This is a genomic window from Streptomyces sp. NPDC031100 (assembly GCF_055570785.1).
Genome location: NZ_JBVIGN010000002.1, coordinates 708,101 through 733,165 on the forward strand (window position 1 = coordinate 708,101; position 25,065 = coordinate 733,165).

A 25,065-nucleotide genomic window follows, 5' to 3' on the forward strand; every position below is an offset into this window, starting at 1 on the left:
GGGGGATGTCAGGCCCGGTCGGCGGCCATGTCCATCAGGCGGGACAGCACGCCTTCGCCGGACGCGGTCACCCCGTCGTGCTCCCACTCGTTGGTGACCCAGGCGCGCAGCGCGCCGACCGAGCGCGCGGTCGGGAGTGACAGTTCTGTGGGGACGTACATGTCGTCGTGGTAGATCGCGGCGGCCACCGGCACCTGGTTGGCCGCCAGCCGCGCGGGGGAGTACAGCTCGGGCCAGTCGGTTCGCTCGGCCAGCAGCTGGACCGCTTCGCGGAACGGCCGCAGCCCGGCGATCTCCTCGAACATCCACGGATAGAACATCTCGCCGGTGAACAGCAGCGGGTCGGCGTCCTCGGCGAACTCCGGCCGCTCGGCGAGAGCGCGCGCGGCGGCCCAGTCGGTGGGCTTGTCTCCTTGCGCGAAGATGGATTCCTGGAGTGCGGCGAAGAGCGGGTTGTCGACGAACCCGGTCAGGCTCATCACCTGGTGCAGGAAGGTCGCCGAGAGGTCGCCGTCGGCGTCGAGGGCTTCGTCCAGCAGCCAGTGCAGACGCTCGGCTCCGTCTCCCATGCCCAGCATCAGGCCGAGCGTGCGCAGCCGCCGGACGGTGAGCCGGTCCGCGTCGGGAAGCCGCACCGCCTGACGGTTGAGCAGGTCCGCGATTCGCTGTACGACTTCGCGGTCGTCGGGGTAACGGGCGTAGAACGCGGTCACCTTGTCCCTGACCCGGGGATACGTGGCCGCGTAGACGTCGTCGGCGGTGGCGTCCAGGCCGGGCAGGCCGCCGGTGATGTAACAGGCACGCAGTCCCGCGGGGGCCCGGGAGAGGTAGGTGAGGGTGATGAAGCCGCCGTAGCTCTGGCCGAGCGTCTCCCACGTGTCGCCGCCGCACAGCTGATGCCGGATCAGCTCGGCATCGGCGACGATCGAGTCCGCGCGGAAGAGAGCGAGGTGGGCGGCCAGTTCCCGAGCAGTGGAGAACCGCCCGGCCGACTGGGCCGTGACCGGGGTGCTGCGGCCGGTGCCGCGTTGGTCCAGCAGCAGTACCCGGTGGGTCTTGAGGGCACGGGCGAGCCACCCGGTGGTCGCGTTCAGCGGCCGGGGCGACTTGCCTCCGGGTCCGCCTTGCAGGTACAGCAGCCAGGGCAGTTGCTCGCCGGCGAGCGCCGGGTCGGACAGTTCCCGGGCGAACACCTCGATGGAGGGTCCCGCGGGGTCGGCGTGGTCGAGCGGCACGGTGAACTCGTGGTCGGTCACGGCGAGGCCGGGCATGCGGTAGGCGCGGCTCATGAGGTCCTTTCCTCGGCGGCCGGAACGGACGACGGCCGGGTCAGCGGCTCGGGGTAGTGGCAGGCGACCTCGTGGCCCGAGGCGATCGCGCGCAGCGCCGGCCGCTCGGTGGCGCACGGGTCGGCCGCCTTGGGGCAGCGGGTGCGGAACGGGCAGCCGCTGGGCGGATCGAGAGGACTGGGCAGGTCGCCGCGCAGGACGATCCGCTCGCGCGTCCGTTCGGCGTCCGGGTCGGGCAGCGGTACGGCGGAGAGCAGGGCGTGGGTGTACGGGTGCGCGGCCCGGCCGTAGAGCGTGTCCCGGTCGGCCGTTTCCACGACCGTGCCCAGGTACATCACGGCGACGCGCGTGCTGATCTGGCGGACCGCGCCGAGGTCGTGCGCGATGAACACGTAGGCGAGTCCGTACTCCTGCTGCAAGTCCTTGAGCAGATTGAGGATCTGCGCCTGGACCGACACGTCGAGCGCCGAGACGGGCTCGTCGCACACCACCAGCTTCGGCCGCAGCGCCAGCGCCCGGGCGATCCCGATGCGCTGCGCCTGGCCGCCGGAGAACTCGTGGGGGTAGCGGGCGGCGTGCTCCGCCCGCAGGCCCACCCGCTCCAGCAGCTGTTCCACCGGTTCGCCGGGGGGCAGCCCTTGGTAGCGGTACGGGGCCGTCAGGATCTGCCGGACGGTCTGGCGGGGGTTGAGCGAGGAGAACGGATCCTGGAAGATCATCTGCAGGTCCCGGCGCATGGGGCGCATCACCTGCTCGTCCAGCGTGGTCAGTTCCCGTCCGGCCACGGATATCGTGCCCGAGGTGGGCTCGATGAGCCGGGTCAGCAGCCGGGCGACCGTGGACTTGCCGCAGCCGGACTCGCCGACCAGCCCCAGCGTCTCCCCGGCGTCCACCCGCAGTGACACCCCGTCGACGGCCCTGACCTGTCCGGCCAGCCGCCGGGTCAGGCCGTGCCGTACGGGGAACCGCTTGACCAGGTCGCGCGCCTCGAGCAGTGGTGCGTTCACGCGGTCACCTCCGGTGCCGACAGGGTGGGCAGCCGGTCGGGCAACGGCCCGTCGACACGGGGCACGCAGGCGAGCAGGCCCTTGGTGTAGGTGTCGCGCGGGCGGTAGAACACCTCGCGGACCGTGCCCCGCTCGACCGCGCGGCCGCCGTACATGACCACCACCTCGTCGGCGAGTCCGGCGACCACGCCCATGTCGTGGGTGATGAGCATGATGGCGGTGCCGGACCTCTCCCGCAGTTCCCGCAGCAGGTCCAGGATCTGGGCCTGCACGGTCACGTCGAGGGCGGTGGTCGGTTCGTCGGCGATGAGCAGGTCGGGCTCCAGACACAGAGCCATCGCGATCATCACGCGCTGGCGCATGCCGCCGGAGAACTCGTGCGGGTAGGCGCGGGCGCGCCGCTCGGGTTCGGGGATGCCGACCCGGTCCAGCATCCGTACCGCGACCCGGTGCCCCTCGCGGCGTCCGGCCCGGCGGTGCGCACGGTAGGCCTCGGCGATCTGGAAGCCCACCGGGTAGTAGGGGTTCAGGCAGGACAGCGGGTCCTGGAAGATCATCGCGATCCGGTCTCCGCGCAGCCGGCGCAGCGCCCGCCGGTCCAGGCCGGTCAACCGCTGTCCGTCGAACCGGACTTCACCGGTGACGCGGGCATCGGACAGCAGGCCCATGACGGCCAGGCTGGTCACGGACTTGCCGCTGCCGGACTCACCGACCACGCCGAGCACCGCCCCGGCGGCCAGGTCCAGATCGAGTCCGTCGACGGCGCGGACGCCGCTCGCGAAGTCCACGGTCAGATCGCGTACGGTCAGCAGGGTCATCCCACGGCCCTCACTCTCGGGTCCAGGACCGCGTAGACCAGGTCCACGGCGACGTTGGCGAGCACGACGAAGGTCGCGGCGAACAGCGTCACCCCGAGGATCACGGGCTGGTCGGCGCTGTTGATCGCGTCGGCCGCGAGCTTGCCCACACCGGGCAGGCCGAAGACCGACTCGGTGATGAGGGCGCCGCCGAGCAGCGCGCCGAGGTCCATGCCGAAGATCGTCACGATGGGCATCAGCGCAGGCCGCAGCGCATGGCGGCGCAGCACGGTCGGCTCGGGCAGGCCCTTGGCGCGGGCGGTGCGCACGTAGTTCTGGCCGAGGCTGTCGAGCACCTCGCCGCGGGTGATCCGGGCGTAGACCCCGGCGTAGAGCATCGCCAGCGTGATCCACGGCATGATCATGGATTCCGCCCAGCCGACCGGGTCCGCGGTGAGCGGGATCGCCTGCGGATAGGGCAGCAGCGAGAGCTTGACGACGAGCAGGTACTGCAGCACCAGCGCGGTGAAGTACACCGGCAGCGAGACGCCGCCGAGCGCGGCCGTCATCGCTGCCCGGTCCCACAGGCTGCCGCGGCGCAGGGCGGAGATCACCCCGGCCGTGACGCCGACGATCAGCCACAGCACCGCCGCGCCCACGGCGATGGAGATGCTGACCGGCAGCCGGTTCGTGAGCATCCGCCACACCGGCTGATCGGTCTGGAAACTGAAGCCCAGGCACGGAGCGGGGCAGTGCACGGCCTGCGCACCCGTGCCGTAGCTGCGGCCGGCGACGATGCCGACGAGGTAGTCGCGGAACTGCACGAACACCGAGTGGTTCAGGCCGAGCGTGGTGCGGATCTCCGCGATGCGCTCCGGGCTGCATGCCTTGCCACAGGCGCCCTGGGCCGGGTCGGCGGGCATCAGGTAGAAGATCGCGAAGGTGGCCGCGCAGACGACGAGCAGGATCGCCGCCGTCACGGCCAGTCTGCGCAGGGCATAGAGGATCATCGGCGTCGGCTCCGGGGGTCGAGCGCGTCCCGTACCGCGTCGCCCAGCACGTTGAAGGCGAGCACGGTGACGAACAGGAAGGCGCCGGGGACGAGGAAGTAGACGGGGTCGGCGGCGTACCACGGCACCGCGGAGGCGATCATCTGGCCCCATGAGGGGGTCGGCGGGCGCACCCCGATGCCGAGGAAGGACAGGCCCGCCTCGGTGGCGACGTAGCCGGGGATCGACATGGTCGCGACCACGAGGACGGGTCCGCTCAGGTTGGGCAGCACCTCCCGCACCAGCAGGGCGCGCCGGGAGGCGCCCAGCACCCGGGCCGCGGCGACGAACTCGCCGCGGGCCAGCACCATCGCCTGCCCGCGCACGATCCGCCCGACGTACGGCCAGCCGAAGAAGCCGAGCACGACGACCAGCAGCAGCTGCCGGTTCACCCCCGGTGCCGCGGAGATCAGCGCGATCATGAAGATCAGGGCGGGGAAGGACATCAGCAGGTCCATCAGCCTGCCGACGACCGTGTCGGTCCAGCCGCCGAAGAATCCGGCGGCCAGCCCGAGCGCGGTCCCGAGCGTCACCGACAGGACGGTGGCGAGCAGGGCGATCAGCAGGGAGACCCGGGTCCCGTAGACGACGCGGGCGAGGATGTCCCGGCCGCTGCCCGGCTCGACGCCCAGCCAGTGCGCGGCGCTGATTCCGCCTCCGGTGCCGCGAGGCAGTCCGCCGAGCGCCGGGTCCACCGCCTCGGAGTGGAACTCGGTCGGGGACGTGCCGGTGGCCCAGGCGATCAGCGGGGCCGCGAGGGCGATCAGCACCAGGAGGACGACCACCGTCAGCGCGAGAGCTGCGGAGCGCTGGGCCAGCAGCCGGCGCAGCAGAGACGTCTCCTGCGGTCCGACGCGCGGCGGTGCGTCGAACGGCACCGGGGCGGGGAGCGTGGCGGTCACTTGCGCAGCCCCAAGGAGACCAGATCCAGTCGCCCGACGTAGGCCGTGTGCCCGTAGGCGCCGGTGACTTGAGGTCCGGTCAGCACGGCCGCCTTGTCCCACAGGAACGGCACGACCGGCGCGTCCCGCATGATCTGCCGGGCCAGTGCGCCGTAGGAGGCCGCGGCGGCCGCCTGGTCCTTCATCCCGGCGATCTGGTCGATGCGTGCGTTGACCTTGGCGGAGTCGTACTGGGCGTGGTTGTTGTTGCCCTCGGGGGTGATGAGCCGGCCGTCGAACACGAGCGGCAGGTAGGTGGAGGCGCCGGGCCAGTCGGGTGTCCAGCCGTCGATCACCAGGTCGTGCTCCTGGGAGGTGTTTCCCACCGTGCTGTAGAACGCCGACGAACTGATCGCGTTGATCTTCACCTTGATCCCGGCCTTGGCCAGGGATGCCTGCATGGCCTCGCCCTGCGCCTGTCCGCCTGGTGTGGCCGGGGTGTCGAGAGTGAGGCTCAGGCCCGAGGCGTGGCCCGCCTGCGCCAGCAGCGCCTTGGCCTTGGCCGGATCGCCCTTGCCGCCGGGGCTCGGGAAGGGATCGTCGGGGACGGAGCCGGGCAGCGACGGCGGCAGCAGGGTGGTGGCCAGTTGGCCGGCGATCGGGCCGCCCCGGGCGGTGCGCAGGGCCTCCTTGTCCAGCGCGTAGGCGATCGCCTGCCGCACCCGGACGTCGTCGAGCGGCTTGTGCCGGGTGTTGATGCTCAGATACCGCGTGTTGATCGACTCGCCGGTGACCAGCCGCCTCCGCACCGCGGGGTTGGCCATCACCGGCCCGACCGAGGCCGGCCCGACCGGTTCGAAGGAGACGGCGTCCGCGTCCTGTCCCTGAGCGGCGATGAGCCGCTGGTCGACGACGGCCGGGTCGAGGTTGAGATCGATCACGATCTTGTCCGGCAGGCCCTTGCGTACCGTGTCGGTGGCCCGGCTCCAGTGGGTGTTGCGGACCAGCGTGAGCCGCTTCTTGGGTTCGAAGGTCCCGATCTTGTACGGGCCGGAGGAGAAGGGCCTGCTGTCGTACCGGACGCCGGTGTCCTTGCCCTGCGGAACCGGGGCGAAGACCGGCAGCGACACCGCGGAACCGAAGTCGGCCACCGGGCGGTTGAGCTTGAAGACGATCGTCCGGTCGTCGGGGGTCCCGATCGATGCCAGCCCGTGCCTGTCCTTGTACGGTCCCTTGTAACTCCGGCCCCCCGCAAGCCACATCCGGGCGTACGGCGGTCCTTCGGGGAGTTCCGCGGCGAACGACCGCTCGACCCCGTACTTGATGTCCCGGCTGGTGATCGGCCGTCCGTCCTCGAACTTCACCCCCGCCTTGAGCGTGAAGGTCCAGGTCCGGGCCCCGTCGCTCGGGCGGCCGGTGTCCGTCGCCAGATCCGGCACAATCTTCCCGCCGGCCGGCCCCGGTGCCGTCGCGTAGGTCGTCAGCGTCCGGTAGATGAGGCGGCCCACGTCTTCGGAGGAGGTCACGTAGTTGCGGGCCGGGTCGAGATGCTCCAGGTCGAGGCTGGAGAGCACGTGCAGCGTGCCCCCCTTGCTCGCCGGCCCGCCCGGCCCGTTGCCCTCGTCGGCTCCCCCGCAGCCGGCGACGGCGACGAGTCCGAGGGCGGCGGCCATGACCATCCCGGAACGTCGTGATCTCACGATGGACTCCCTATGCGATGTGACATTTCACAGCGGCTCGGATCAAGGGTGGAGGCGGCCGGCCCTCACGGCCAGCTCTCGGATTCCCAGAACATCGGGTTATGGACGCCGGTCCCGCCGGCGTGAAGCCGCCTGCCGGTGCCGGCTGAAGAGAGGCGCGGGCGGTGCGGCCGACACATGCGCGCGGACCGCACCGCCCGTTGCCTGGAAGCATCCGGCGCTATGGCGCTATGGCGCTATGCGGTATGCGGTCACCACTTGTAGGTCCAGACGGTGTCGGTGTACGCGTCGGAGCTGTTCACGTAGATCCGGATGCGGGCGGTGCTGTCCTGGAACCACTGGCCGGGCTTCCAGGTCTGCATGTCCAGCATGGTGCAGTTCCCGGTGGGGGCTGCGGCGTCGGGGTTGGTGACCACCCGGACCGGACCGCTGCCGGTGACGGTCGAGGTGTCGACCTTGTAGATGAGGACGCCGGTGGCGCAGGCGCCGGAGTCGTTGTCGGCGGCCTTGCGGGACTCGGCGACGTAGGCGGTGGTGTCGCTGGTCTTGATCACCGCCAGTTTGTAGCCACTGCCCCCGTATTCCACCCCGTTCAGGGTTGTGGAATACGTGGTCGCCGTGGACAGGCAGGAGACCTGGGAGTCGCTGATCCAGCCGAGCTTCCACGCCTCCCAGCCGAGGTATTGCGGAGCCGGGCCCGAGACCAGGCCCATGAGGTCCCAGCCGCCGACGTACTGGTGCTGATCGCCGCTGAAGGCGTAGAGATCGGGCAGGCCGAAGGTGTGGCCGGTCTCGTGGTCGGCGACCTTGTAGCCCCAGTGCCACATGTCCTGACCGAACGTCACCGCCCAGTGGACCACCACCCAGCTCCCGGTCGCCCGGTTCCACACCTCGGTCGGCTGGGCCGGGTCCTGGACGAAGGTGGGGGTGTGCCCGATCGCGGCCGCGGTGCTGGTGGGCACGATGTAGAACATGTCGTACGGCGAGAGGTCGACGCCGGCGTCGGCGGCGGCTCCGAGCGCGTCCTTCACATACGCCTGGTGCGTGGTCCAGGAGAAACCGCGCGCCCAGTTGTAGTCGGTGGAGTTCTTCGGCATGTGCACCCAGTTGCCGTACGGGGCCCGGAGGTCGAGCCACGTCCTGCCGTGGGAGGCGTTCCACATCCAGTCGGCGGCTCCCGACAACTGGTTGTAGTACGGCGTCAGGGGCAGGGAGGTGCCGCCGGCGTCGGGGAAGTCCACGTAGATCACCGCCACGTGCTTGGTGCCGACCGGGCTCTGGAACCGTGTGTAGTCGGTCTGTTGGCCCTCATCGGTGTATCCGGTCGTCCCTTGAAGCGCACAGGCGGAGGTGCTCCCGTTGTACGCGTCGGCGGGGTGCGCGGCGGAGATGACGATCGCGAGCAGGGCGGACAGGAAGATCAGGAGTGGTGTCGAGCGCGGTGGGCGCCTGGTCCTGGCTGGGGAGGGCATGGAATCTCCTGGACTGGGTGTTTCGAGCGTGGGGAACCGGGCGGCGCCGAGCCGAGGAAACAACCGAGGGCAGGCTCGTGGCTGTTCGCGGCCGTGTGGGGTGATGGATGAGGGCGTCGCGACCGGTCTGTGTATCGGGGGGAGGGGCTGTTGCCACCTGGTGCAGGGGCGTGTCACGGCCGGAACTGTCGCGGACCGGGCCTCGTCGGCGGTGGTTCCCGTCCGGCCGTCCGTGGGAGCCGGTCGTTTTGCCTGGCCTGGGCCGCGCGCTTCCGGAACGTGGTTGACGTACGAAGGATTATTCGGCCGGCTCCTTGCGGTCCGGGAGACGTCAGAAATCCATAACTCAGGGTTATGGTCAAGGAGTCGAGGCTCCGGCGGCGCCCGAGGTCTCTGCGCGTGCCGTTCCTCACCTGATCCAGCGTCGCGTACGCCAGTGACACCGGGTCGTCGTCGGCGCCCCACGGATGGAACGTCAGTGTGGCTGGTCACCCAGCGCGGCGGCCCGCTCCCAGCCGGACCTCCTCTACCAACGCGTTCAGCTATCGGGTCGTATTGTTGGCGGACACCGACTCCTCGTCGCTCCGGTGCGCCCGCAGGCTGTGGAACTCCCGGTGCATCTCCCGCATGAACTCAAGGAAGTTCGCGTGCCGCTCGGGCGGCGCGGCCCGCCAGCTCGCCCACGTGTAGACGGCCCACTCACCGTCCCCGTCCACGTCCTCGGGATCCAAGAGGACGTGGGTGATGTCGGACTCCACGTCGAGCTGCAGCCCACGCCGCCAGATGTCCGCCTCCCGCCGCTCCTCGGGCCCGGCATCCTCGTCCAGAAACTCCTCGAACACGTCCGCGAGTCCCGACTCGTCGTTGTGCCAGCGCGTGTCCTCGGTCCCCGCCAGCAGCCACACGAACCCGCCCGCGTGCCGCCACCCGTCGCTGACCTTGAGGAACTCCCGGTACGACGGGGGCATCCGTCGGCCGAGGCGCTCCTCCATGGCTGCTATCCGCTCCTCGGACGCGGGCGGGAACCCCAGCCACCGCGCCTGCCGGGCGGTCTCGTCGTCCTCGCCTCGCGTTTCGCCGTCCGGCAGGGAATCTGCCCACTCCCCGCTCCACTTGAGCAGGAAGGACCGCCAGTCGAATGCCGTGGTGTCCGTCATGGGCCCGATGCTGCCACCTGCCACTGACAGCGCTCCGCTGCTTGCAGCAGCACGGTTCCGACCGCCCGCCCAGCTTGGTACAGGCCCTCGATGTCGTTCGGTCGGGAGGCGAATGCCCATGGCCGGCTTGCTCACCGCTCCAGCAACGTGCCCGCGGCCGTTGACCGCGGGGGAGGTCGTCCTCGGGGTGGACACGCACCGGGACGTTCATGTCGCCGCCGTGCGGCAGCTATGGCGCGGGGCTGTCCCGCTAGCTACTGGCCCGACACAGCGAGGTGAACGACGTGAACCGGCCCGACCGTGCGGCTCGCCGCAGGAACGGGAAGCATGACCCGGTCGATGCGCAGGAGGCTGCGCGGGCGGTGCAGCAGGTGGTCCAGAGCTCGGCGCGCAGCTGCGGGCCGTGATCACGGCATTGCCAGAGGCGACGGTCGCCGGCCTGCCCCGCGGCGCCGCCGAGGCGCTTGCCCGCTTCGTCGCGCAGCCCGAATCGCTTCGCTGACCTGATAGCTGACCATGGCGCTACCCGGCACGCCGCTGGTCAACGGACGGCACCTGGCAGCAGATCCCGGGCGGCCGTGGAGCGACTTCCCGCGCGGATCGCGGGCGCCGGCCGGCCTTCGACAAGGTCGCCGATCTGGCGGATCCCGAGGAGCCGTTCGATGTGGCGATGGCGGTGCAGCTGTTCAACTACGCGGCCGACATCACGGTGATCGAGCGGATGTGCCGCAGGATCCGGGCGTCGTTGGTGGCCGGGTCGCCGCTGGTGATCTTCGCGCAGAATCCGGACTACCGGTTCGACGGGCCGAGCCTGGACAAGTACGGGTTCCGGGACATCCAGTGGATCCCGCTGGGGATCTCGCAGGCCGGGATCGAGAAGTTCGGGCATGCGTTCTGGGACGACTTCCACGACAACCCGCCGCTGACGCTGCCTTTCCTCGATGCGGTCTTGGCCGTGTGCGGTGTGTCGAGTTGCGGTGTGTTCGAAAGCCCTTCCTGCCCGTCTCGGGTGGGGAGGCTGTTTTTGTCCCAAAAGATCGCAGGCCTTCTTCCGTGCTGCGGAATATTAAATTCAGGTGGCGGCAGAGTTCGCTCCATTTGTAGAGATTATTCGGACAATTCTGTAGATACCTGATTGTCTGGGTGTTTTCGATCGACGAGTGCGTGTTCTCAGCCAGTAGCGTGCTTCTCACCGCCGCATGACGGAAGCCAACTTCCGCATTGCGGAAGGAAGTTGAGCGGCGGCAGTACCGCCACACACGTTCCGTAACTCAAGGGGGAAACGGGGACATGAGTACGCGCAGAAACTTCATAGGCGCTGCCGGCACCGCCGCAGCGGCCACTCTCCTGACCGGCACCGCTTCACAGGCGGCGCACGCCACGGCTGCCGATGCGGCCACTCCTGCCGGGAACGGCGACGCCTCCACCGGCAAGACGACCGCGAGGAACAACATCCTCCAGGTCGACACCGACATGCGCGCCAACTACGACAAGCTGCGGGCCAACGTCCTCCAGCAGCTCGGCCCGGTCATCGTTGTGGAGAACGGCATGCAGGGCGGCCACTACACGCTCGTCCACCAGGGCCAGCAGTTCATCGAAGAGCCGATCTCGCAGATCTTCCAGCTGGCGAAGTCCATCGCCCACGTCCCGCTCGGCATCTTCTCCGTCATCGCACCGTCCCTGGACCCCACCGTCCCGGCCGGGCAGGACAACATGGACGCCCGCGATCTGCAACTGGTCGCCTACGCCGGACCCTCGAACACGGACTGGATCACCCCGCTCCAGACGTTCGGCACCGACCTGGACACCGCACGGCGCACGCTGGAGGACGCCGACCTTCCCACCGACCTGAAGGTGTCCTGCGCCCACATCCTCGACGCCGGTCTGTCGTTCATCAGCGACGCCACCCGCCGGCGCACCTTCGACATGCCGGGCTTCCAGAAGTTCACCGGGCAGATCGCCGACGACATCAAGACGAACATGTACTGGGCGGCGAAGGTCCAGATCGAGGCCGTGAAGGATCTGTTCGGCCGCTGGAAGGACAAGGTCGGTGCGGACGCCTGGCACGAGCTGTACGTGGTCGTCCTGTCGATGTGGACGACGTCCGAGCTGAACCAGAACTCCATCATCATCAAGCACCTGATGGACAAGGACATGGTCGACAGCCACCTGATCGACCTCGTCTGTGAGACGCCTTCCGTCCCCAACGCGGTCCACGTCGCGCTCGACAACCTCGCCCGCATCGTGATGGACAACATCGCCGCCGAGATGGTGTTCTCCAGGGACCAGCAGCTGGCCGACGCCCTCAAGGGCAAGCCCGACCTGCTCAGCCAGGAAATCCTCACCCTGCTCGGCGACACGAACGCGCCGGCGAACGCAGCAGCCCTCAACGCCTGCCCGTTCCACACCAAGACGAAGGCGAAGCAGGCCCTCGCCGTCTGACCCGTCCCTGCCGCACCAGGCGGCTCCGCAGTACCCGGCGGCTCCCCTTCCACCATCCCACCTCCGGATGGGGCGGGGGGCCGCCGCCTTTTCACGGGGGAACAGTGAAAACCATCTCGGCCACGCCTCGCACGAGGCAGGCCTGGCTCACCTTCGGCCTGATCCTTCTGGCCGTGAATCTACGCGCGGCGATCACCGCCGTCCCGCCCGTCCTGGGCACCCTGACCGATGTCTTCCACCTCAGCTCCACCGGCGTCAGCGTCCTGACGACACTGCCCGTCATGTGCCTGGGTGTCTTCTCCTGCCTCGCTCCCCCCGCGACCCGGCGGCTGGGAGAGACCGGCGCCGTCATCGCCGCCCTCGTCTGCATAGGCAGCGGATGCGTCCTGCGTGCCCTGGCGTCGCCCGTGTTCCTGTACGCCGGCACGATGCTCGCCGGGGCCGGGATCGCCCTGGGCAACGTGCTGATCGTCGCCGCCGTCAAACGTCACTTCCCCACCCGGATCGGGCTGATGAACGGCCTGGTGATGATGGTGATGGCCCTCTCCGGAGCCATCGCCGCAGCAGCTGCCGTTCCCCTCACCCACGCCGCCGGCTGGCAGGGCGCCCTGATGCTGTGGGGACTTCCCGCCCTCGTCGCCGTCCTGGTGTGGACCTGGGGCCTGGTCAACCCTGCGCCACGGGACAGGGCGGCCGTCACGGGAGAAACCCGTCCACAGCCATCCGGCTCCCTGCTCGCCTGCACGATCGCCTGGGCTGTGATCGTCTTCCTCGGCCTGATCTGCCTCGCCTTCTACACCCTGATCGCGTGGCTGCCCGCCATCATGGCCTCCCACGGCTACAGCGCGGCCACGGCCGGCGTGATGGTCTCCGCCATGCTCGCCCTGGGTATCCCCCTCGGGTTGGTCCTGCCGCTGGCCGCTGCCCGGATGCGTCATCAAGGCCCCCTCGTCGGGGTGATGATCGCGGCGAAGATCACCGGGCTGGCCGGCATCCTCACCCTGCCCTCCCTGAGCTGGGTGTGGGTACTGATCCTCGGTATCGCCACCGGGGGGTCCTTCCCCCTGGCCATGACGATCCTGAGCCTGCGCGTACCGGACGCGGCCACCGCCGCGAAACTCTCCAGCCTTGCCCAGGGCGGCGCCTATCTCCTCGCCGGGATCGGCCCGTTCGCGATCGGCTCTCTGCACGCCCTCACCCACGGCTGGAACCTGCCCCTGGTGGTGCTGATGATCCTCGCCGTGCCCGAGGCGGCGGCGGGAATGTTCGCCGCACGACCCGTCCTCGTACGGGCACGCAGCGCAGGCCGCCACCGCAAGAACATTCCCGCGCATCGTGCGGTGCTGCCCCGCCAGCGCGACACGCCCCGCATGCAGGACACGCCGCACCGGCAGACGGTGGACTGATCACGGAGCGGACAGACCGGACGGTACTTCACGAACGTGTCGTCCACCCACGCCGGGGCCGTCCAGGGCGGTGACGTCGCATCCTGCCCGCTCGGCGCGCCAGGCGAGACGGCGGTGGCCCCGGTCGGTTCCGTAGGCGGTGACCGGGGCTGCACGGCCGCCTGACGCTGCGCTTCGATGGCGGCCCAGGCGGCGAGACGCGTGAGGCGTTCCTCGCCGTAGGCGTCAATTCACGCGGAATCCTTGTTGCGCCAGTAGTGGCGGGAGGCACGGACCCGGTTGCCGCAGGCGGAGTGGGCGCACCAGCGGCGCCGGGGGTTGCGGCTGTAGAAGTACAGGCCGCAACCGTTGTCACAGGTACGGATCCGGTCGGAGTTCTCCGCCAGCAGCGTCAGGTAGTCGTCTGCGGCGAGATAGCCGACGAGGTGCGCCGGGTCGTCTATGTCCAGCCGGTGTTCTATGCCGTGGAGCGTCAGTTCCCGACGCGGATGGGCGTGGGACAACAGCGCGTTGAAGGGCTCCAGCGCCTTTGGGGCGTAGGGCTGCGCGAGAAGCTGGGCGAGGATGTCACGGGCGCGCCGGACGTGGGTGTAGGTGTAGCCGTCGACCAGGCGGTACAGGTCGGGATAGTCCGTCAGGTGCGGGGAGGTGGCCAGCCAGCGGTTGAGAGCGGCGCGGGTGTCGATCAGGTCGTGGTGGCCGGCGGGATCGGTGAAGCGGGTGTTGACCAGATCCAGGCAAAGGGGTTCGCCGGGCAGCGGACGCGGGTCGGTGAGCGACGCCATGGGTGTGTCCTTCGATGTGGGTAAGGGGTGTCCGCACGGGAAGGGAGGGCTGCACGGTGGCCGGGGAGAGAGGCGCAGCCCTCCCGGCTTTACCCGGTCACAGCCTGGGTGACCTGGGGAGATGCCTCGAAACGTGCCCGCAGCGGAAGACGGCGCAGTTTCCCGATGCCGGTCTTGGGGACGTCGTGCTTGCCGACGGCCAGCACCAGCACCCCAGTGATACCGAACCTGTCGTACAGCAGCGTCCGCACCGCACTGACGTCGTCGTCGGTGAGGGCACCGCTGCGCGGATGGCAGAACACGGCAAGCCGATCGCCCTGGGCGGTGCTCACTTCGGTGGCGACCGTATAGGTGGGGGTGATGAAGCCGAGGGTTTCCACAGCGGCCTCGATCTCGTGCCCGTGGTAGACGCTCCCGGAGACGGTGACGCGGTCGTCGGCGCGGCCGGTGACGGTCAGGATGCCGCCGCGTATACGGCCGAGGTCGCCGGTGATGAACCAGCCGTCCTCGGTGAACGACCCCTCGTTCGCGGCGGGATTGTTCAGGTAGCCGGCCGTGATGGTGGCGCCCGTGACCTGCACGAGCCCCAGTTCGCCTTCGGGCAGCACGGCATGGGCGTCGTCGGTGATCCGTACACGAGTGCCGGGCTGCGGGCGCCCCACCGGCACGTAGCGGCCCGCTGCGGTGCTTTGGCGGTAGCGCATGTCGGTGACCCCCGAAGAGGTTTCCGACATGCCCCAGCCCGGATACATGGCGTCCGTGGGCAGCCCGTGCGGGGCCAGCAGCGCCATGAAACGGTCGATGACCTCCGCGTGCAGGGGTTCCCCGCCGTTCATGATGTACGTCAGCCGGGAGAGATCCCACGGCTGTCCCGACAGGTGCGGCGCGGCGTCGTTGACGAGGGCGAACGCGTAGTTGGGGGCCCACGTGCAGGTGATGCGGTGGGTGTGGCACGCCTCCGGCCAGCGCGCTGGGGCGTCCAGGATCCACTGCTGGGGGGCGTGGACCTGGTAGGCGCCCAGGTACACGTCACGGGTGTGGAACATGACCAGGCCGCCGATGTGGGTCAGCGGCATCCAGTTGAAGGTGCGCTGGCGGTGGTCGAGATGGTTGACGTGGGCGGTCGCGGTGGTACGGGCGAGGATGTTCGCGTGGGTGAGCCGGACCGCCTTGGGCACACCGGTGGAACCGGACGTCAGCAGCAGCAGCGCGAGATCCCCGGGAGCGCCCTGGTGGTGGGCGGTGTCGGGAGTGTGGCCGGTGAGGTAGTCGAAGGTTCCCGTGCTGTAGGGGGTCAGGCCGGCCGGGATGGTGCGGCCGGTGCCGGTGATGATGCGGGGATGTCCGTAGTGCTCCCACACCTGCTCCAGCAGGCCGGCCGTGCCGGGGACGGGCAGGGGGACGAAACCGCCCAGGATGCACGCCCAGTAGGCGCAGATCAGTTCGGCCGGGTCGGGGATGTCCAGCACGAGGATGTCGCCGGGCCGGTTGAGCGTCAGGCGCAACCCGGTGAGGACACGCTGGGCGCGCTCCAGGAGCTGGGCGTAGGTGAGGGCGGTGTGGGTGCCGTTCTCGTGGAGGTGGACGATCTTCTGCTGCCCGTGGCGCTGGGCGGCGTAGGGGAGGACACCGGCGAGGGTGGGGACACGGGGGACGAGGGCCGGGCCGCCGTCGAGGAAGGACCGGCCGTTCATCGTGCGGCCCCGGTGGACACGGGGGTGAGCTGGGCGGGGGTGGGTTCGGGGCGTGCGATCACAACGAAGGAGAAGACGGCGGCGACGCCCAGGGCGCAGGTGGTGATGCCCATGGGCAGCGCGGAGGTTTCCCCCGCGAGTCCGACGAGGGGAACCATGGCGGCGCCGATGATGTGCTGGAGGAACCCGATCAGGGCGGCTGCCGCTCCGGCGATCTCGCCGTGGTCGTTCATCGCCAGAGCCATCGAGTTGGGCAGGACCAGGCCGACGGAGGCGACGATCACGAACAGGGAGACCAGCAGCGGGGCGAGAGGGGCGTGGGCGAGGGCGCACAGGAGTGTGCCGGTGCCGCCCAGGGCCGATCCGGTGACCCCGAGTCCCAGCAGGCGCCGGGGGCTGGTCTTGTGCACGATGCGGCCCCCGACCTGGGCGGCGATCACCAGACCGAGCGCGTTGACGCCGAAGACGTAGGAGAACGCCTGCGGGGACAGGCGGTGAATCTCTTGCAGGACGAACGGGGAGCCGGCTATGTAAGCGAACATCGCGGCGAAGGAGAAACCGCAGGACAGCATGTAGCCGACGTACGGGCGGTCGGCGAGCAGGGTCCGGAAGGCGCCCTGGGCGGCGTTGTCGCGGGCTGCTTTGCGGGCGGGAGCCGCGTGGGTCTCGGGCAGTCCTACGGTGCAGGCCAAGAAGATCACGGCTCCGGCCGCCGCGAGGGCGAGGAAGATACCGCGCCAGTCGGTGGCGCGCAGGATCTGACCGCCGGCGACCGGGGCGAGGATCGGGGCCAGACCGGTGACGAGCATGAGCAAGGAGAAGAGGCGGGCGGCCTGCGCTCCCTCATGGCGGTCACGGACGATCGCGGAGGCGATGACGATACCGGTGGCCCCGCCGATGCCCTGTGCCAGGCGCAGCAGCACCAAAAACCACACATTGGGTGCGTAGGAGCAAGCCAGCCCGGCGAGGGTGAACAGCGCCAGGCCCACGATGAGGGGACCGCGCCGTCCCAGACGGTCCGAGACGGGTCCGGCGATCATCTGCCCCGAGCCGAGCCCGATCAGGCAGGCGGTCAGCGAGAGCTGGGTGGCCGACGCGGACGCGGACAGGTCATCGGCGATCTGCGGCAGCGAGGGAAGGTACGTGTCGTTGGCGAGAGGGCCGAGCGCGGTCAGCGCGCCCAGCAGGATCGCGAAGCGGGCGGTGCCGCCCGTGCGTGTCGTCATCGTATGTCTCCGGGAAAATGCCCCCGGCCCGCACGGAGCGGAGCCGGGGACGTCAGTCGAAGGGGGAGGGCCGTCAGTAGGCGAGCGAGATCCGGGCACGCAGAGCGCGAGGCGTTTCGATCTCGTCCACGAAACCGATCGCGAAGTCGGGGATGCTGATCCGCGACTCGCCGTTCTCATCGCTCAGCAGCTGGTCGCCGCCGCGCCGGTAGGTGCCGGTGCGCTCACCGGGCTCGATCAGCTTCGGCGGGGAGACGAACGTCCAGTCCAGGTCGAAGACCTGCCGGTACAGCTCCAGCGCCTCGCTCTGGGCGAGCGCGTTCGCCTTCCACAGGGCGGGGAAGTGTGGGGAGTCGATGACTTTCACCCCGGGAGCGGTCAGCAGGCTGCCGGCGCCGCCGAGGACGACGAGCCGCTTGACACTGCTCTGGCGTACGCCGGTGATCAGGGCCTTCGTGGCGCCGACGATGATGTCGCGGTCGTCGTCGGATCCGTCGTGGCGGGGGCCGACGGCGGAGACGACGACGTCATGGCCCTCGGCGAGCGCGGCGACGGACGCGGCGTTGCGGACGTCACCGGCCTTGGCGGTGTAGGTGGTGGTGGTGGTGGTGTTCCCGCCGCGGGTGACACCGGTGACGGTGTGCCCGCGTGTGATCAGTTCATGGGTGATCGTCGAGCCGATCGCACCGGAAGCACCGAACACAAGGACCTTCACGGTTTTCTCCTTCGTATCGAAGACATGGGGGGGGAGCGGAGTCGCTTAGTTTTCCTGGAGGAAATCGGGCTGCTCGTGAGTGATCTCGTCCATGAGCAGCTCGAAACTGAACCGGGCCAGCTGTGCGTCACCGAACCCGGCGGCGGCGGCCTCGGCCTGCTCGGGGGTGAACGCCTGCGGAGTCCCGGCCGCCTGCGCGAGCAGCTGTACCTTCGCGCAGGAGTCGTAGGTGAAGAACCAGTGGACAGCCTCTTCCAGCGAACCGCCGACGGTGATCAGACCGTGGTGACGCAGCAGGATCGCCCGGTCCCGTCCCAGCGCGGTCGCGATGTCCCGCCCCTGCTCCACCGTCACCGAGGGGCCTTCGTAGTCGTTGTAGAGGCTCTGACGCCCGTAGAACGCAGCCGATTCCTGGTCGATCGGGGTGAGTACCCTGCCCAGGGACCCCAGGGCGCGGGCGTGGACGGTGTGGGCGTGGGCGGCCGCGTGGATGTCGGGGTGCTGGGTGTGGATCGCGGCGTGGATGACGAATGCGGACGGATTCACCCGGCGGTTGCCCCACACCACCTGCCCGCTGGTGTCCACACAGATCAGGTCCTTCACCGTGACCCGGTTGAAGGACACCCCGAAGGGGTTCACCCAGAACCGGTCGTGGTGTTCGGGGTCGCGGACGGAGATGTGGCCCGATATTCCCTCCCCGAAGCCCTCGCGGCCGAACAGACGCAGCGCGGCGGCCAGGCGCTGCTTGACGTGGCAGCGGTGCTCGGCCGGCGTGGCGAACGTCTTGTCGTCGGGGATCGGCAGCCCCGTGGCGGTGTCCGCCAAAAACACAGGAAAATCTTCGCTGGTCACGATGGGTGTACTCCCTACTGTTTCAAGCGCTCAGCAGCGCGGGCGAGACGGGGAGCGCCGCATGATGGGCGCCGATCGCCGCGGTGATGTCCCTCGCCCGGTCCACCAGCGAGGGAATCCCCCAGGTGAACAGCAGCGCCCCGCCGGCCAGATCTCCCAGCGCATACAGGCGCGGATCGGGCTGGGAAGCGACGGTCAGACGGCTGGTGGCCCGCTCGATCGTGAGCCCCCCGTAGGGGTTGACGGCCGCGTTACGCGAACGCAGCAGGGAGGCGACCAGGCGCTGCGCACCGTGCGGGATCCGCTGACTGGAAGGACTGATCGTGTTGACGATGGTGTCGGCGTGGAACTCACCGTTGCGGGTGGCCAGGGTGAAACCGTCTTTTCCCTGGGCGTCGATGCGGCGCAGCCCGGCCCGGATGTGGAGCTGCCCCTGCTCGGCGAGGTCCAGGAGCAGTGCTGCCGAGGCGGGCGGCATCGGGCAGCACAGACTCATCAGGGTGCGCGTGTGGGTACGCAACAGCTGTGTCTTGTCACCGTCACACAGCTGCGGCCACAGATCCGGTCCGGTGTCGGGAAGAGCACGCTGCACGATCCGCAGGCCCAGATCCGGGCAGTCGACCAGGCCGAGCTGACGGCGCAGCCGGTCGAGGGGCTTTTCCGTGAAGACGGCCGCGATCTCGGCGCTCACCCGACGCGGGTCCCCGCCGTGGTCGAGGATTTCCCGGCGGAAAATCTCCGCCAGGTCGGCGACGGTGAACTCCCTGCGGCCGGCGGCAAGCGCCCGCATGGAGGACTGAGTCGCACGGCGCACCGTGAACTCGGCCGGACGCTGGCGCACCCCGGGAAGCACCCCGTGACGGGAGACCAGCGTGATGACACCCTGATGCCCCATCGCCGCCAGATAGCGGACCGTGTCCACCGCCGTCAGGCCCGACCCCAGCACCGCGACGTGGTCGTACATGCCGATCGCGTGCAGCCGGTCCACCGCCGGATACGGATCCGGAACATAACCGTCCGCACCGTCCAGGCTGTACACGTCCTCCGGCGCACCGCGCCCCACCGCGAGGACCGCATAGTCGAAAACCCGGGCCCGGCCGTCCTTCGTCTGGAGCATCACCCGCTCGGCACACCGCGACGCCGACGTCACCGGCGCCCCGATCAGATCGACCCGCCAGCCCCTGCGCCGCAGGATTCCCATCGCCGCGTAGGCGGTCTGCTCCAGATATTCCCCGTACACCGTACGGGGGGCGAACCGGGCCCCCGAATACGGATCGGCCGGCGTGGGCGTACCGGTCACCTTGTCCCGGCCCGCAAGCCAGTACGCGAAATGCTCCGGATCCCCGCCGCGCACCGACATGTCCTCAGGGACCATGTTGATCGTCAGCGTGTCGGCGTCGACCTGATAGGGCCTGCCCCGCCACAGGTGAGGGGACGGCTCGAACACGGTCAGCGTGCCCCCCACATGATCCGTACGCGCCAGCGCGTCCAGAAAGCACACCGCAGCAGCGCCACCGCCGACCACGGCGATGGAAAATCCCCCGTTCATCGGCTAGTCACCCGCCGGAGCCGGATGGAAATCCTGAAGCGACACGGTGAAGTCGTCCCGGCCCGGCCGGTAGTCGATGCAGTACGTGCGCGGGTAGAACCCCGCCTGCTGCCACGCGGCCGGCTGGTTGATGCGGTAACAGCCGTTGGCGTTGGTGCCCGCCGCCAGACCCTCGAACCACTTCTTCGTGATCATCGGCTCCTGGAACAGCAGCTTCCCGTCCCAGTCCCCGTACATGAAGGTGTGAGTGAACGGCTGCCCGTGCCACTCGGGGGAGTCGGCGGTGTCCATCAGGTGATTGCCCATGGCGCCCTCGACCGCCTCACCGTGATCCATGTACCCGGCCGGCATGTACTGGTCGCCCAGCGGCTTGGTCGCGGTCGCGTAGTCGTCGCAGTTGATGACGAGCCCGCACGGCCCCATCCGGATGCCGTCACGCACCGACTTGGGCTGGAGGTAGAAGTGGAAATCGAAGTGCGGCACATCGTAGATGCCGGGCAGGCCGTGCCCGAGCGGGTTGTAGTTGACCAGCACCCACTGATGCGGCACACCTGGCGCCGCGACGTTCGAGGTGTCCGGCAGTGCCAGAGGGTGCTCATAGCCGCCCACGCACTCGGTGTTCTGGTCGATCGTCCCGTCCCCGTCGACGTCATAGCAGTGATGCCGGTCGTTCATGTCGTCGGGCAGGCCCTCGAGCGCGTCATGGGTGAACGTGACACCCACCGCGTACGGCGTACCGTCCGTGGTCGTCTGCGTGTAGGACCGCAGCGAGCCGTTCCCCAGATCCTGCGCGGGCCCGAACGCCGCACAAGGACCCTCGTACGAACGCGTGCGCGCCTCCAGACGGGCAGCGGCCTGAGGAGAGACGGCGGCGGTCTTCCCGCCGTCCAGGCTGTCGGTGACGCACATGACAGGTGCCGGGTCACCTGCGGCATGCGCGGCAGGAACGGTCAGGGCGCCCGTCGCACACAGAGCGAGAGCAGCGGTGAGAGTACGGGACAGACGACGGCTCACGATGCGGCACTTTCGGTGTCGAGGCGGCGAAAACGACCGCCGAGGAAAATCAGAGGAACACTGGTCGGGTCATCGGCCGTACCCAGAGCGACGGCCTCGCCGATGACCTGGACGTGATCACCGACCGTGTAGTGGTCGTAGTAGCGGCACTCCAGCCACCCGGCCGCGTCGAACAGCAACGCCCCAGTACGCACCCCCACATGGGTCCGCGTACGACGCAGCTCCTGATCACGTTCGGGACGACGCCCGGCGAAGACACGGGCAGTCTCCTCGGCGTCGGCGCCCAGGATGGAGACGGTGAACACCTGCGAGGCAAGGATGTCCGCGAGGAACTCGGAGTCCTCCCGCAGACTCAGCGCGACCAGCGGCGGCGCAAGAGAAAGAGAAGTCAGCGAATTGACAGTGATCGCGTTGTGACGGCGGGCACCGGACCGGGTGGCACGCCAGGTCGCGGCAATGCACACTCCGGTCGCGAAATGCCGCATCACAGCGCGCAGATCGTCGGTCACAGCAGACCTTCCGGTCAGGTGGCGCCGGATACCGGGCGGGGGACGCACCGGTACCCGGCGCCGTCCAGGAAAGAGGCACGCCCCCTCAGGCGTCGGCAGCCCAGCGGCCGCGGGTGAAACCATCCAGGTCGTAGTCACCCATCGCCTTGTCGACCTGGGCGCCGTAGGCGTCGAGCAGACCCATCGCCCGCGCACCCGTCACCGTGTCCAGACGCACCTGGTCCGGACCGCCCGCGTAGTTCAGCTCATACAGCTCGTGGCGGGCACCGAACTCCGAACCGATCGCGTCCCACGCCAGCTTGAACAGCTTGATCCGCTCCTCGGCACTGCCCGCACTGCCCCGGTAGTACCGCTCCAGCAGCGGGCGCAGCTCCTCGCTCCGCAAGTCCTCGACAGACGAACCGGTCATCAGCAGCGACCCTGCGAGGTGCTCCTCGAAGAAGCGGTGCGTGCGCTCCCACGACAGCGGAGCAAGGACACGGTGGCCGGCCGCGTACTCCAGACGCGGCAGAACCGTCCCCCCGGGCCCCGGCTCGGGGTCCATCGCCATCGCCGTGGTCATCGCCCACGTCAGATGCCGCCACGCCAGCAGCTCGCCCAGGCCGGCCTGCACACCACGGAAGACATGCGTGCCGTTCATCCGGGTCCCCTTGTCGAGGATCCCCGCCATGAACTCCAGCTTCACCGCCATCCGGATGGCGCCCTGGAAGAAGCCACGGCTGAGCAGCCCCGAACGCGGGAAGTACTCGTGGATCTTCTCGGTGTCCCGGTAGATCAGCACGTTCTCCCACGGGATGAACGCCCGGTCGAACAGCAGCACCGTGTCGTTCTCGTCGAACCGCGACGACAGCGGCGCATCGAACGCGGACGCGGCCTTCTTCTCGTACGAGGTACGACAGATCACCTTCATGCCCGGCGTGTTCATCGGCGCGATGAACGCCAGCGCCATGTCCTCGGCCTTGCCCTTTTCCAGGTTCGCCAGGTGGATCTGCCCGACGAACGCCGCGTTCGTCAGCGCGGACGCGGTCGCCATCAGCTTCGCGCCCTCCACCACGATGCCGTCGTCGCGCTCCTCCACCACCTTGATGAACACATCCGCGACCTCGTGCGACGCCTTGTTGCGGTCCACCGGCGGATTCACGATCGCGTGCGAGACCGCCATACCCTGCTTGACGTACTTCTCGTACCAGGCACGCGCGTTCGCATCGTAGGGCGCGTAGAAGTCCTCACTGGTGACCAGACCGGCCATGAACGACGCCTTGTAGTCCGGCGTCCGGTTCATGAACCCGTAGGACAGACGCGCCCAGTGCTCGATCGCATCCCGGGCCTTCAGCAGCTCCTCGGCCGAGTGCGCCGGGGTGAAGAACCGGTGGACCCGGTGGCCGGTGTACCGGTCGACCGTCGTCATCAGGTCCTTCGTCTGCGGGTCGTGCAGCGCGTCGTACAGGTGCGCCGAGGACTTCGCCGCGTTCGCGAAGGCCGGGTGGACGGTGACGTCCTTGACGAGTTCGCCGTCCAGGAACACCTGGCGTCCATCACGCAGGCTCTCCAGGAAGGAGTCGCCCGTCATCAGCTCGTTGGGTGCCTCGCCTGCTGCCGGAGAAGTGCTCACAGATCAGTCCCTTCCGTAAAAAACGGGCATGCGGCAGCGAAGAGCGTTTTCCGGCAGGCCGGAAGGGACCACAAAGCCGTCGGCGTCCCCCGTGACGCACTTCCCCCCGCACAGGTGCGGTCGACCCCGAGGGCGGCCGATGCCCCCCCTCGGGTGTTTTCAAAGCTAACACACGACGTAAGCATCGGTAACAGAGGTGTGGACACCTGGAGCTTCCTCCCGGCAACAAAAAAGCCCCGTCCTGAACGGACAGGGCCCCACGCGCCGACAAAGAATCACCCCCCGAGCGACCGCGCCACCGCCTCGATCACCTCCTCCTCCATCACCACCGTCCCCGTCAACGTCCCTACCAGTGCACGTGCCAGTACCGCTGCTACCACCACCTGCTCCCCCTCCCCCTCCATCTCCCCGGTCACCTTCCCGATCACCGCGTCACGCACCACGTCCGACATCTCCGCCCCCCCGAAAAACTCCGGAAACGTCAGCATCATCAGGCAAACCCCCACGTTCGCCGCCAAAATCGCCTGCCCCGCACGCTCCAGCGGCATCCGCAACCGCCCCGCCGCCTCGCACCGCGCCAGCGCCGACAGCAGCAACGCCTGCGCCTCCTTCACCGCCACAGGCTTCGGCTCCCCTACCGGCGTGAACATCAACCGGTACAGGTGCGGATTCTTCAACGCGAACGACGCGTGACTGTTCCACGCCACCCGCAGATCCCTCACCGGATCATCCGTCACCGGATTGCGCCGCTTGTTCGCCAGGAACTCCTCGAACCCCTGATCCGCCACCGCGGCCATCAGCCCCTGCTTGCCCCCGAACTGACGGGAAATCTCCGGAGCCCCCACCTTCGCCCTCGCGCAGATCGCCCGCGTGGAGATCTCCTCCGCGCTCAGCGTCCGCAAAAGCTCGGACGTAGCGGACAAAATGCGCTCTCTCGCAGTCGACATGAAGCCATGCTAACACCCCATGAACAGACCGCTAACGCTCCTGACCAGGGAAAATGCGCCACGCCCCTGGCCGGGAACACCCCTTCGCGTGAAGCAATGCTTACGCCCTGTGTTAGCGTTGCCAACACCACGGGGCGCCCATCAGTGCCCCCACCCGCACATATCCCGAAGAGGACTCCATGACCACCACCACCCTGCGCCAGCTCAACAACTTCGACGAAACCCCCGCCTCGCTCGCCGACGCCACCGTCATCCTCATCGACTTCCAGAACACCTACACCCACGGCACCATGGAACTCGACGGCCATGCCGCCGCCATCGCCGAAGGCAAGAAGCTCCTCGAAGCCGCCCGTGCCGCAGGCGCCACGGTCATCCACGTCCAGGACCAGGGTTACGACGTCGACTCCGAAGACGGCAAGATCATCGCCGATCTCGCCCCCATCGACGGCGAACACTCCGTCATCAAGTCCGTCCCCAACGCCTACCACAACACCAACCTGGCCGAACTGGTGGACAAGGCCGGCAAGAAGGACGTCATCCTCGCCGGCTTCATGACCAACATGTGCGTCCTGTTCACCGCCCAGGGTGCCTTCCTCAACGGCCACCGCCCCACTGTCGTAGCCGGCGCCAGCGCCACCCGCGCACTCCCCACCACTGCCGCAGGCCAGCAGCACATCAGCGCCGCCCAGATCCACGAGGGCGCCCTGGCCACCATCACGGAGCTGTACGGCGTCGTCGTTCCCTCCGTCGCCGACCTGAAGTAACCCACCCCCAGAACCAGGGCGCCCGGAAACCCCCGTCCGGGCGCCCTATCCCATGCCCGGACGTTAGATTCGCGCGTGACACCTGACAGCACGACGAAGCCCCGCCGGTCTGGTCCGGCGGGGCTGCCGGCTCGCCGTCTCGAGGACGCGGAGGAGTGAGGCGGCGACGACACGGGCTGTGCTGCCGATCGGCAACAC

General features: G+C 69.0%; 21 protein-coding genes and 1 pseudogene. 4 read left to right on the top strand and 18 right to left on the bottom strand.

What is annotated here, in order from left to right:
- Positions 1-8: 8 nt before the first annotated feature.
- The 8 genes and pseudogenes from ACZ5DS_RS07360 to ACZ5DS_RS07395 form a co-directional block, all read right to left on the bottom strand.
- Entirely contained in the window at positions 9-1,289 is a 1,281-nt protein-coding gene (locus ACZ5DS_RS07360; protein ID WP_468234920.1) for an alpha/beta fold hydrolase, read from the bottom strand.
- Positions 1,286-2,296 carry an ABC transporter ATP-binding protein gene (locus ACZ5DS_RS07365; RefSeq protein WP_468234921.1) on the bottom strand — a complete coding sequence of 337 codons (1,011 nt, stop codon included), beginning with the start codon at positions 2,294-2,296 and terminating at the stop codon, positions 1,286-1,288. Before ACZ5DS_RS07365 ends, ACZ5DS_RS07360 begins: the two co-directional genes overlap by 4 nt.
- Positions 2,293-3,114: an ABC transporter ATP-binding protein gene (locus tag ACZ5DS_RS07370; RefSeq protein WP_468234922.1), complete on the bottom strand. Its 822-nt coding sequence runs from the start codon at positions 3,112-3,114 to the stop codon at positions 2,293-2,295. The genes ACZ5DS_RS07365 and ACZ5DS_RS07370 overlap by 4 nt, the downstream gene beginning before the upstream one ends.
- Entirely contained in the window at positions 3,111-4,103 is a 993-nt protein-coding gene (locus ACZ5DS_RS07375; protein WP_468234923.1) for an ABC transporter permease, read from the bottom strand. Before ACZ5DS_RS07375 ends, ACZ5DS_RS07370 begins: the two co-directional genes overlap by 4 nt.
- Entirely contained in the window at positions 4,100-5,044 is a 945-nt protein-coding gene (locus ACZ5DS_RS07380; protein ID WP_468234925.1) for an ABC transporter permease, read from the bottom strand. Before ACZ5DS_RS07380 ends, ACZ5DS_RS07375 begins: the two co-directional genes overlap by 4 nt.
- On the bottom strand, positions 5,041-6,723 hold the full coding sequence (locus ACZ5DS_RS07385; protein WP_468234926.1) for an ABC transporter substrate-binding protein: 1,683 nt from the start codon (positions 6,721-6,723) through the stop codon (positions 5,041-5,043). The genes ACZ5DS_RS07380 and ACZ5DS_RS07385 overlap by 4 nt, the downstream gene beginning before the upstream one ends.
- Positions 6,724-6,974: 251 nt before the next feature.
- Positions 6,975-8,195 (bottom strand): M6 family metalloprotease domain-containing protein, encoded by a 1,221-nt coding sequence (locus tag ACZ5DS_RS07390; protein ID WP_468234927.1) that lies wholly within the window; start codon positions 8,193-8,195, stop codon positions 6,975-6,977.
- Between the two features lie 545 nt (positions 8,196-8,740).
- Positions 8,741-9,352, bottom strand: a pseudogene (locus tag ACZ5DS_RS07395) (SMI1/KNR4 family protein); the annotation flags it as partial.
- Between the two features lie 670 nt (positions 9,353-10,022).
- Here ACZ5DS_RS07395 and ACZ5DS_RS07400 point away from each other — a divergent pair.
- The 3 genes from ACZ5DS_RS07400 to ACZ5DS_RS07410 all read left to right on the top strand — a co-directional run bounded on the left by ACZ5DS_RS07400 (position 10,023) and on the right by ACZ5DS_RS07410 (position 13,200).
- Positions 10,023-10,487, top strand: a complete 465-nt coding sequence (locus tag ACZ5DS_RS07400) for a hypothetical protein (RefSeq protein WP_468234929.1) — start codon at positions 10,023-10,025, stop codon at positions 10,485-10,487.
- Positions 10,488-10,642: 155 nt separating this feature from the next.
- Positions 10,643-11,794, top strand: a complete 1,152-nt coding sequence (locus tag ACZ5DS_RS07405; RefSeq protein WP_468234930.1) for a hypothetical protein — start codon at positions 10,643-10,645, stop codon at positions 11,792-11,794.
- Between the two features lie 104 nt (positions 11,795-11,898).
- On the top strand, positions 11,899-13,200 hold the full coding sequence (locus tag ACZ5DS_RS07410; protein ID WP_468234931.1) for a CynX/NimT family MFS transporter: 1,302 nt from the start codon (positions 11,899-11,901) through the stop codon (positions 13,198-13,200).
- Between the two features lie 230 nt (positions 13,201-13,430).
- Here ACZ5DS_RS07410 and ACZ5DS_RS07415 read toward each other — a convergent pair whose 3' ends face one another.
- The 10 genes from ACZ5DS_RS07415 to ACZ5DS_RS07460 all read right to left on the bottom strand — a co-directional run bounded on the left by ACZ5DS_RS07415 (position 13,431) and on the right by ACZ5DS_RS07460 (position 24,103).
- The gene (locus ACZ5DS_RS07415) at positions 13,431-13,985 is read right to left on the bottom strand and encodes a CGNR zinc finger domain-containing protein (protein WP_468234933.1); all 555 of its coding nucleotides are present in this window, start codon (positions 13,983-13,985) and stop codon (positions 13,431-13,433) included.
- Positions 13,986-14,074: 89 nt separating this feature from the next.
- Entirely contained in the window at positions 14,075-15,679 is a 1,605-nt protein-coding gene (locus ACZ5DS_RS07420; protein ID WP_468234934.1) for an AMP-binding protein, read from the bottom strand.
- A complete protein-coding gene (locus tag ACZ5DS_RS07425; protein ID WP_468234935.1) occupies positions 15,676-16,905 on the bottom strand; it encodes a multidrug effflux MFS transporter in 1,230 nt (409 codons plus the stop codon). The genes ACZ5DS_RS07420 and ACZ5DS_RS07425 overlap by 4 nt, the downstream gene beginning before the upstream one ends.
- A 73-nt stretch (positions 16,906-16,978) precedes the next feature.
- On the bottom strand, positions 16,979-17,620 hold the full coding sequence (locus ACZ5DS_RS07430) for an NAD(P)-dependent oxidoreductase (RefSeq protein ID WP_468234936.1): 642 nt from the start codon (positions 17,618-17,620) through the stop codon (positions 16,979-16,981).
- Between the two features lie 45 nt (positions 17,621-17,665).
- The gene (locus ACZ5DS_RS07435) at positions 17,666-18,472 is read right to left on the bottom strand and encodes a class II aldolase/adducin family protein (protein ID WP_468234937.1); all 807 of its coding nucleotides are present in this window, start codon (positions 18,470-18,472) and stop codon (positions 17,666-17,668) included.
- Between the two features lie 22 nt (positions 18,473-18,494).
- Positions 18,495-20,021 (bottom strand): FAD/NAD(P)-binding protein, encoded by a 1,527-nt coding sequence (locus ACZ5DS_RS07440; RefSeq protein WP_468234938.1) that lies wholly within the window; start codon positions 20,019-20,021, stop codon positions 18,495-18,497.
- A 3-nt stretch (positions 20,022-20,024) separates the two neighbouring features.
- Entirely contained in the window at positions 20,025-20,930 is a 906-nt protein-coding gene (locus tag ACZ5DS_RS07445; protein WP_468234940.1) for a hypothetical protein, read from the bottom strand.
- Positions 20,931-21,031: 101 nt separating this feature from the next.
- Positions 21,032-21,544 (bottom strand): flavin reductase family protein, encoded by a 513-nt coding sequence (locus tag ACZ5DS_RS07450; protein WP_468234941.1) that lies wholly within the window; start codon positions 21,542-21,544, stop codon positions 21,032-21,034.
- Positions 21,545-21,629: 85 nt separating this feature from the next.
- Positions 21,630-23,156, bottom strand: a complete 1,527-nt coding sequence (locus tag ACZ5DS_RS07455) for a 4-hydroxyphenylacetate 3-hydroxylase family protein (protein WP_468234942.1) — start codon at positions 23,154-23,156, stop codon at positions 21,630-21,632.
- Between the two features lie 275 nt (positions 23,157-23,431).
- A complete protein-coding gene (locus ACZ5DS_RS07460) occupies positions 23,432-24,103 on the bottom strand; it encodes a TetR/AcrR family transcriptional regulator (RefSeq protein WP_468234943.1) in 672 nt (223 codons plus the stop codon).
- 179 nt (positions 24,104-24,282) lie between these two features.
- Here ACZ5DS_RS07460 and ACZ5DS_RS07465 point away from each other — a divergent pair, with 179 nt between their 5' ends.
- Positions 24,283-24,867 carry an isochorismatase family protein gene (locus ACZ5DS_RS07465; protein ID WP_468234945.1) on the top strand — a complete coding sequence of 195 codons (585 nt, stop codon included), beginning with the start codon at positions 24,283-24,285 and terminating at the stop codon, positions 24,865-24,867.
- Positions 24,868-25,065: the final 198 nt, after the last annotated feature.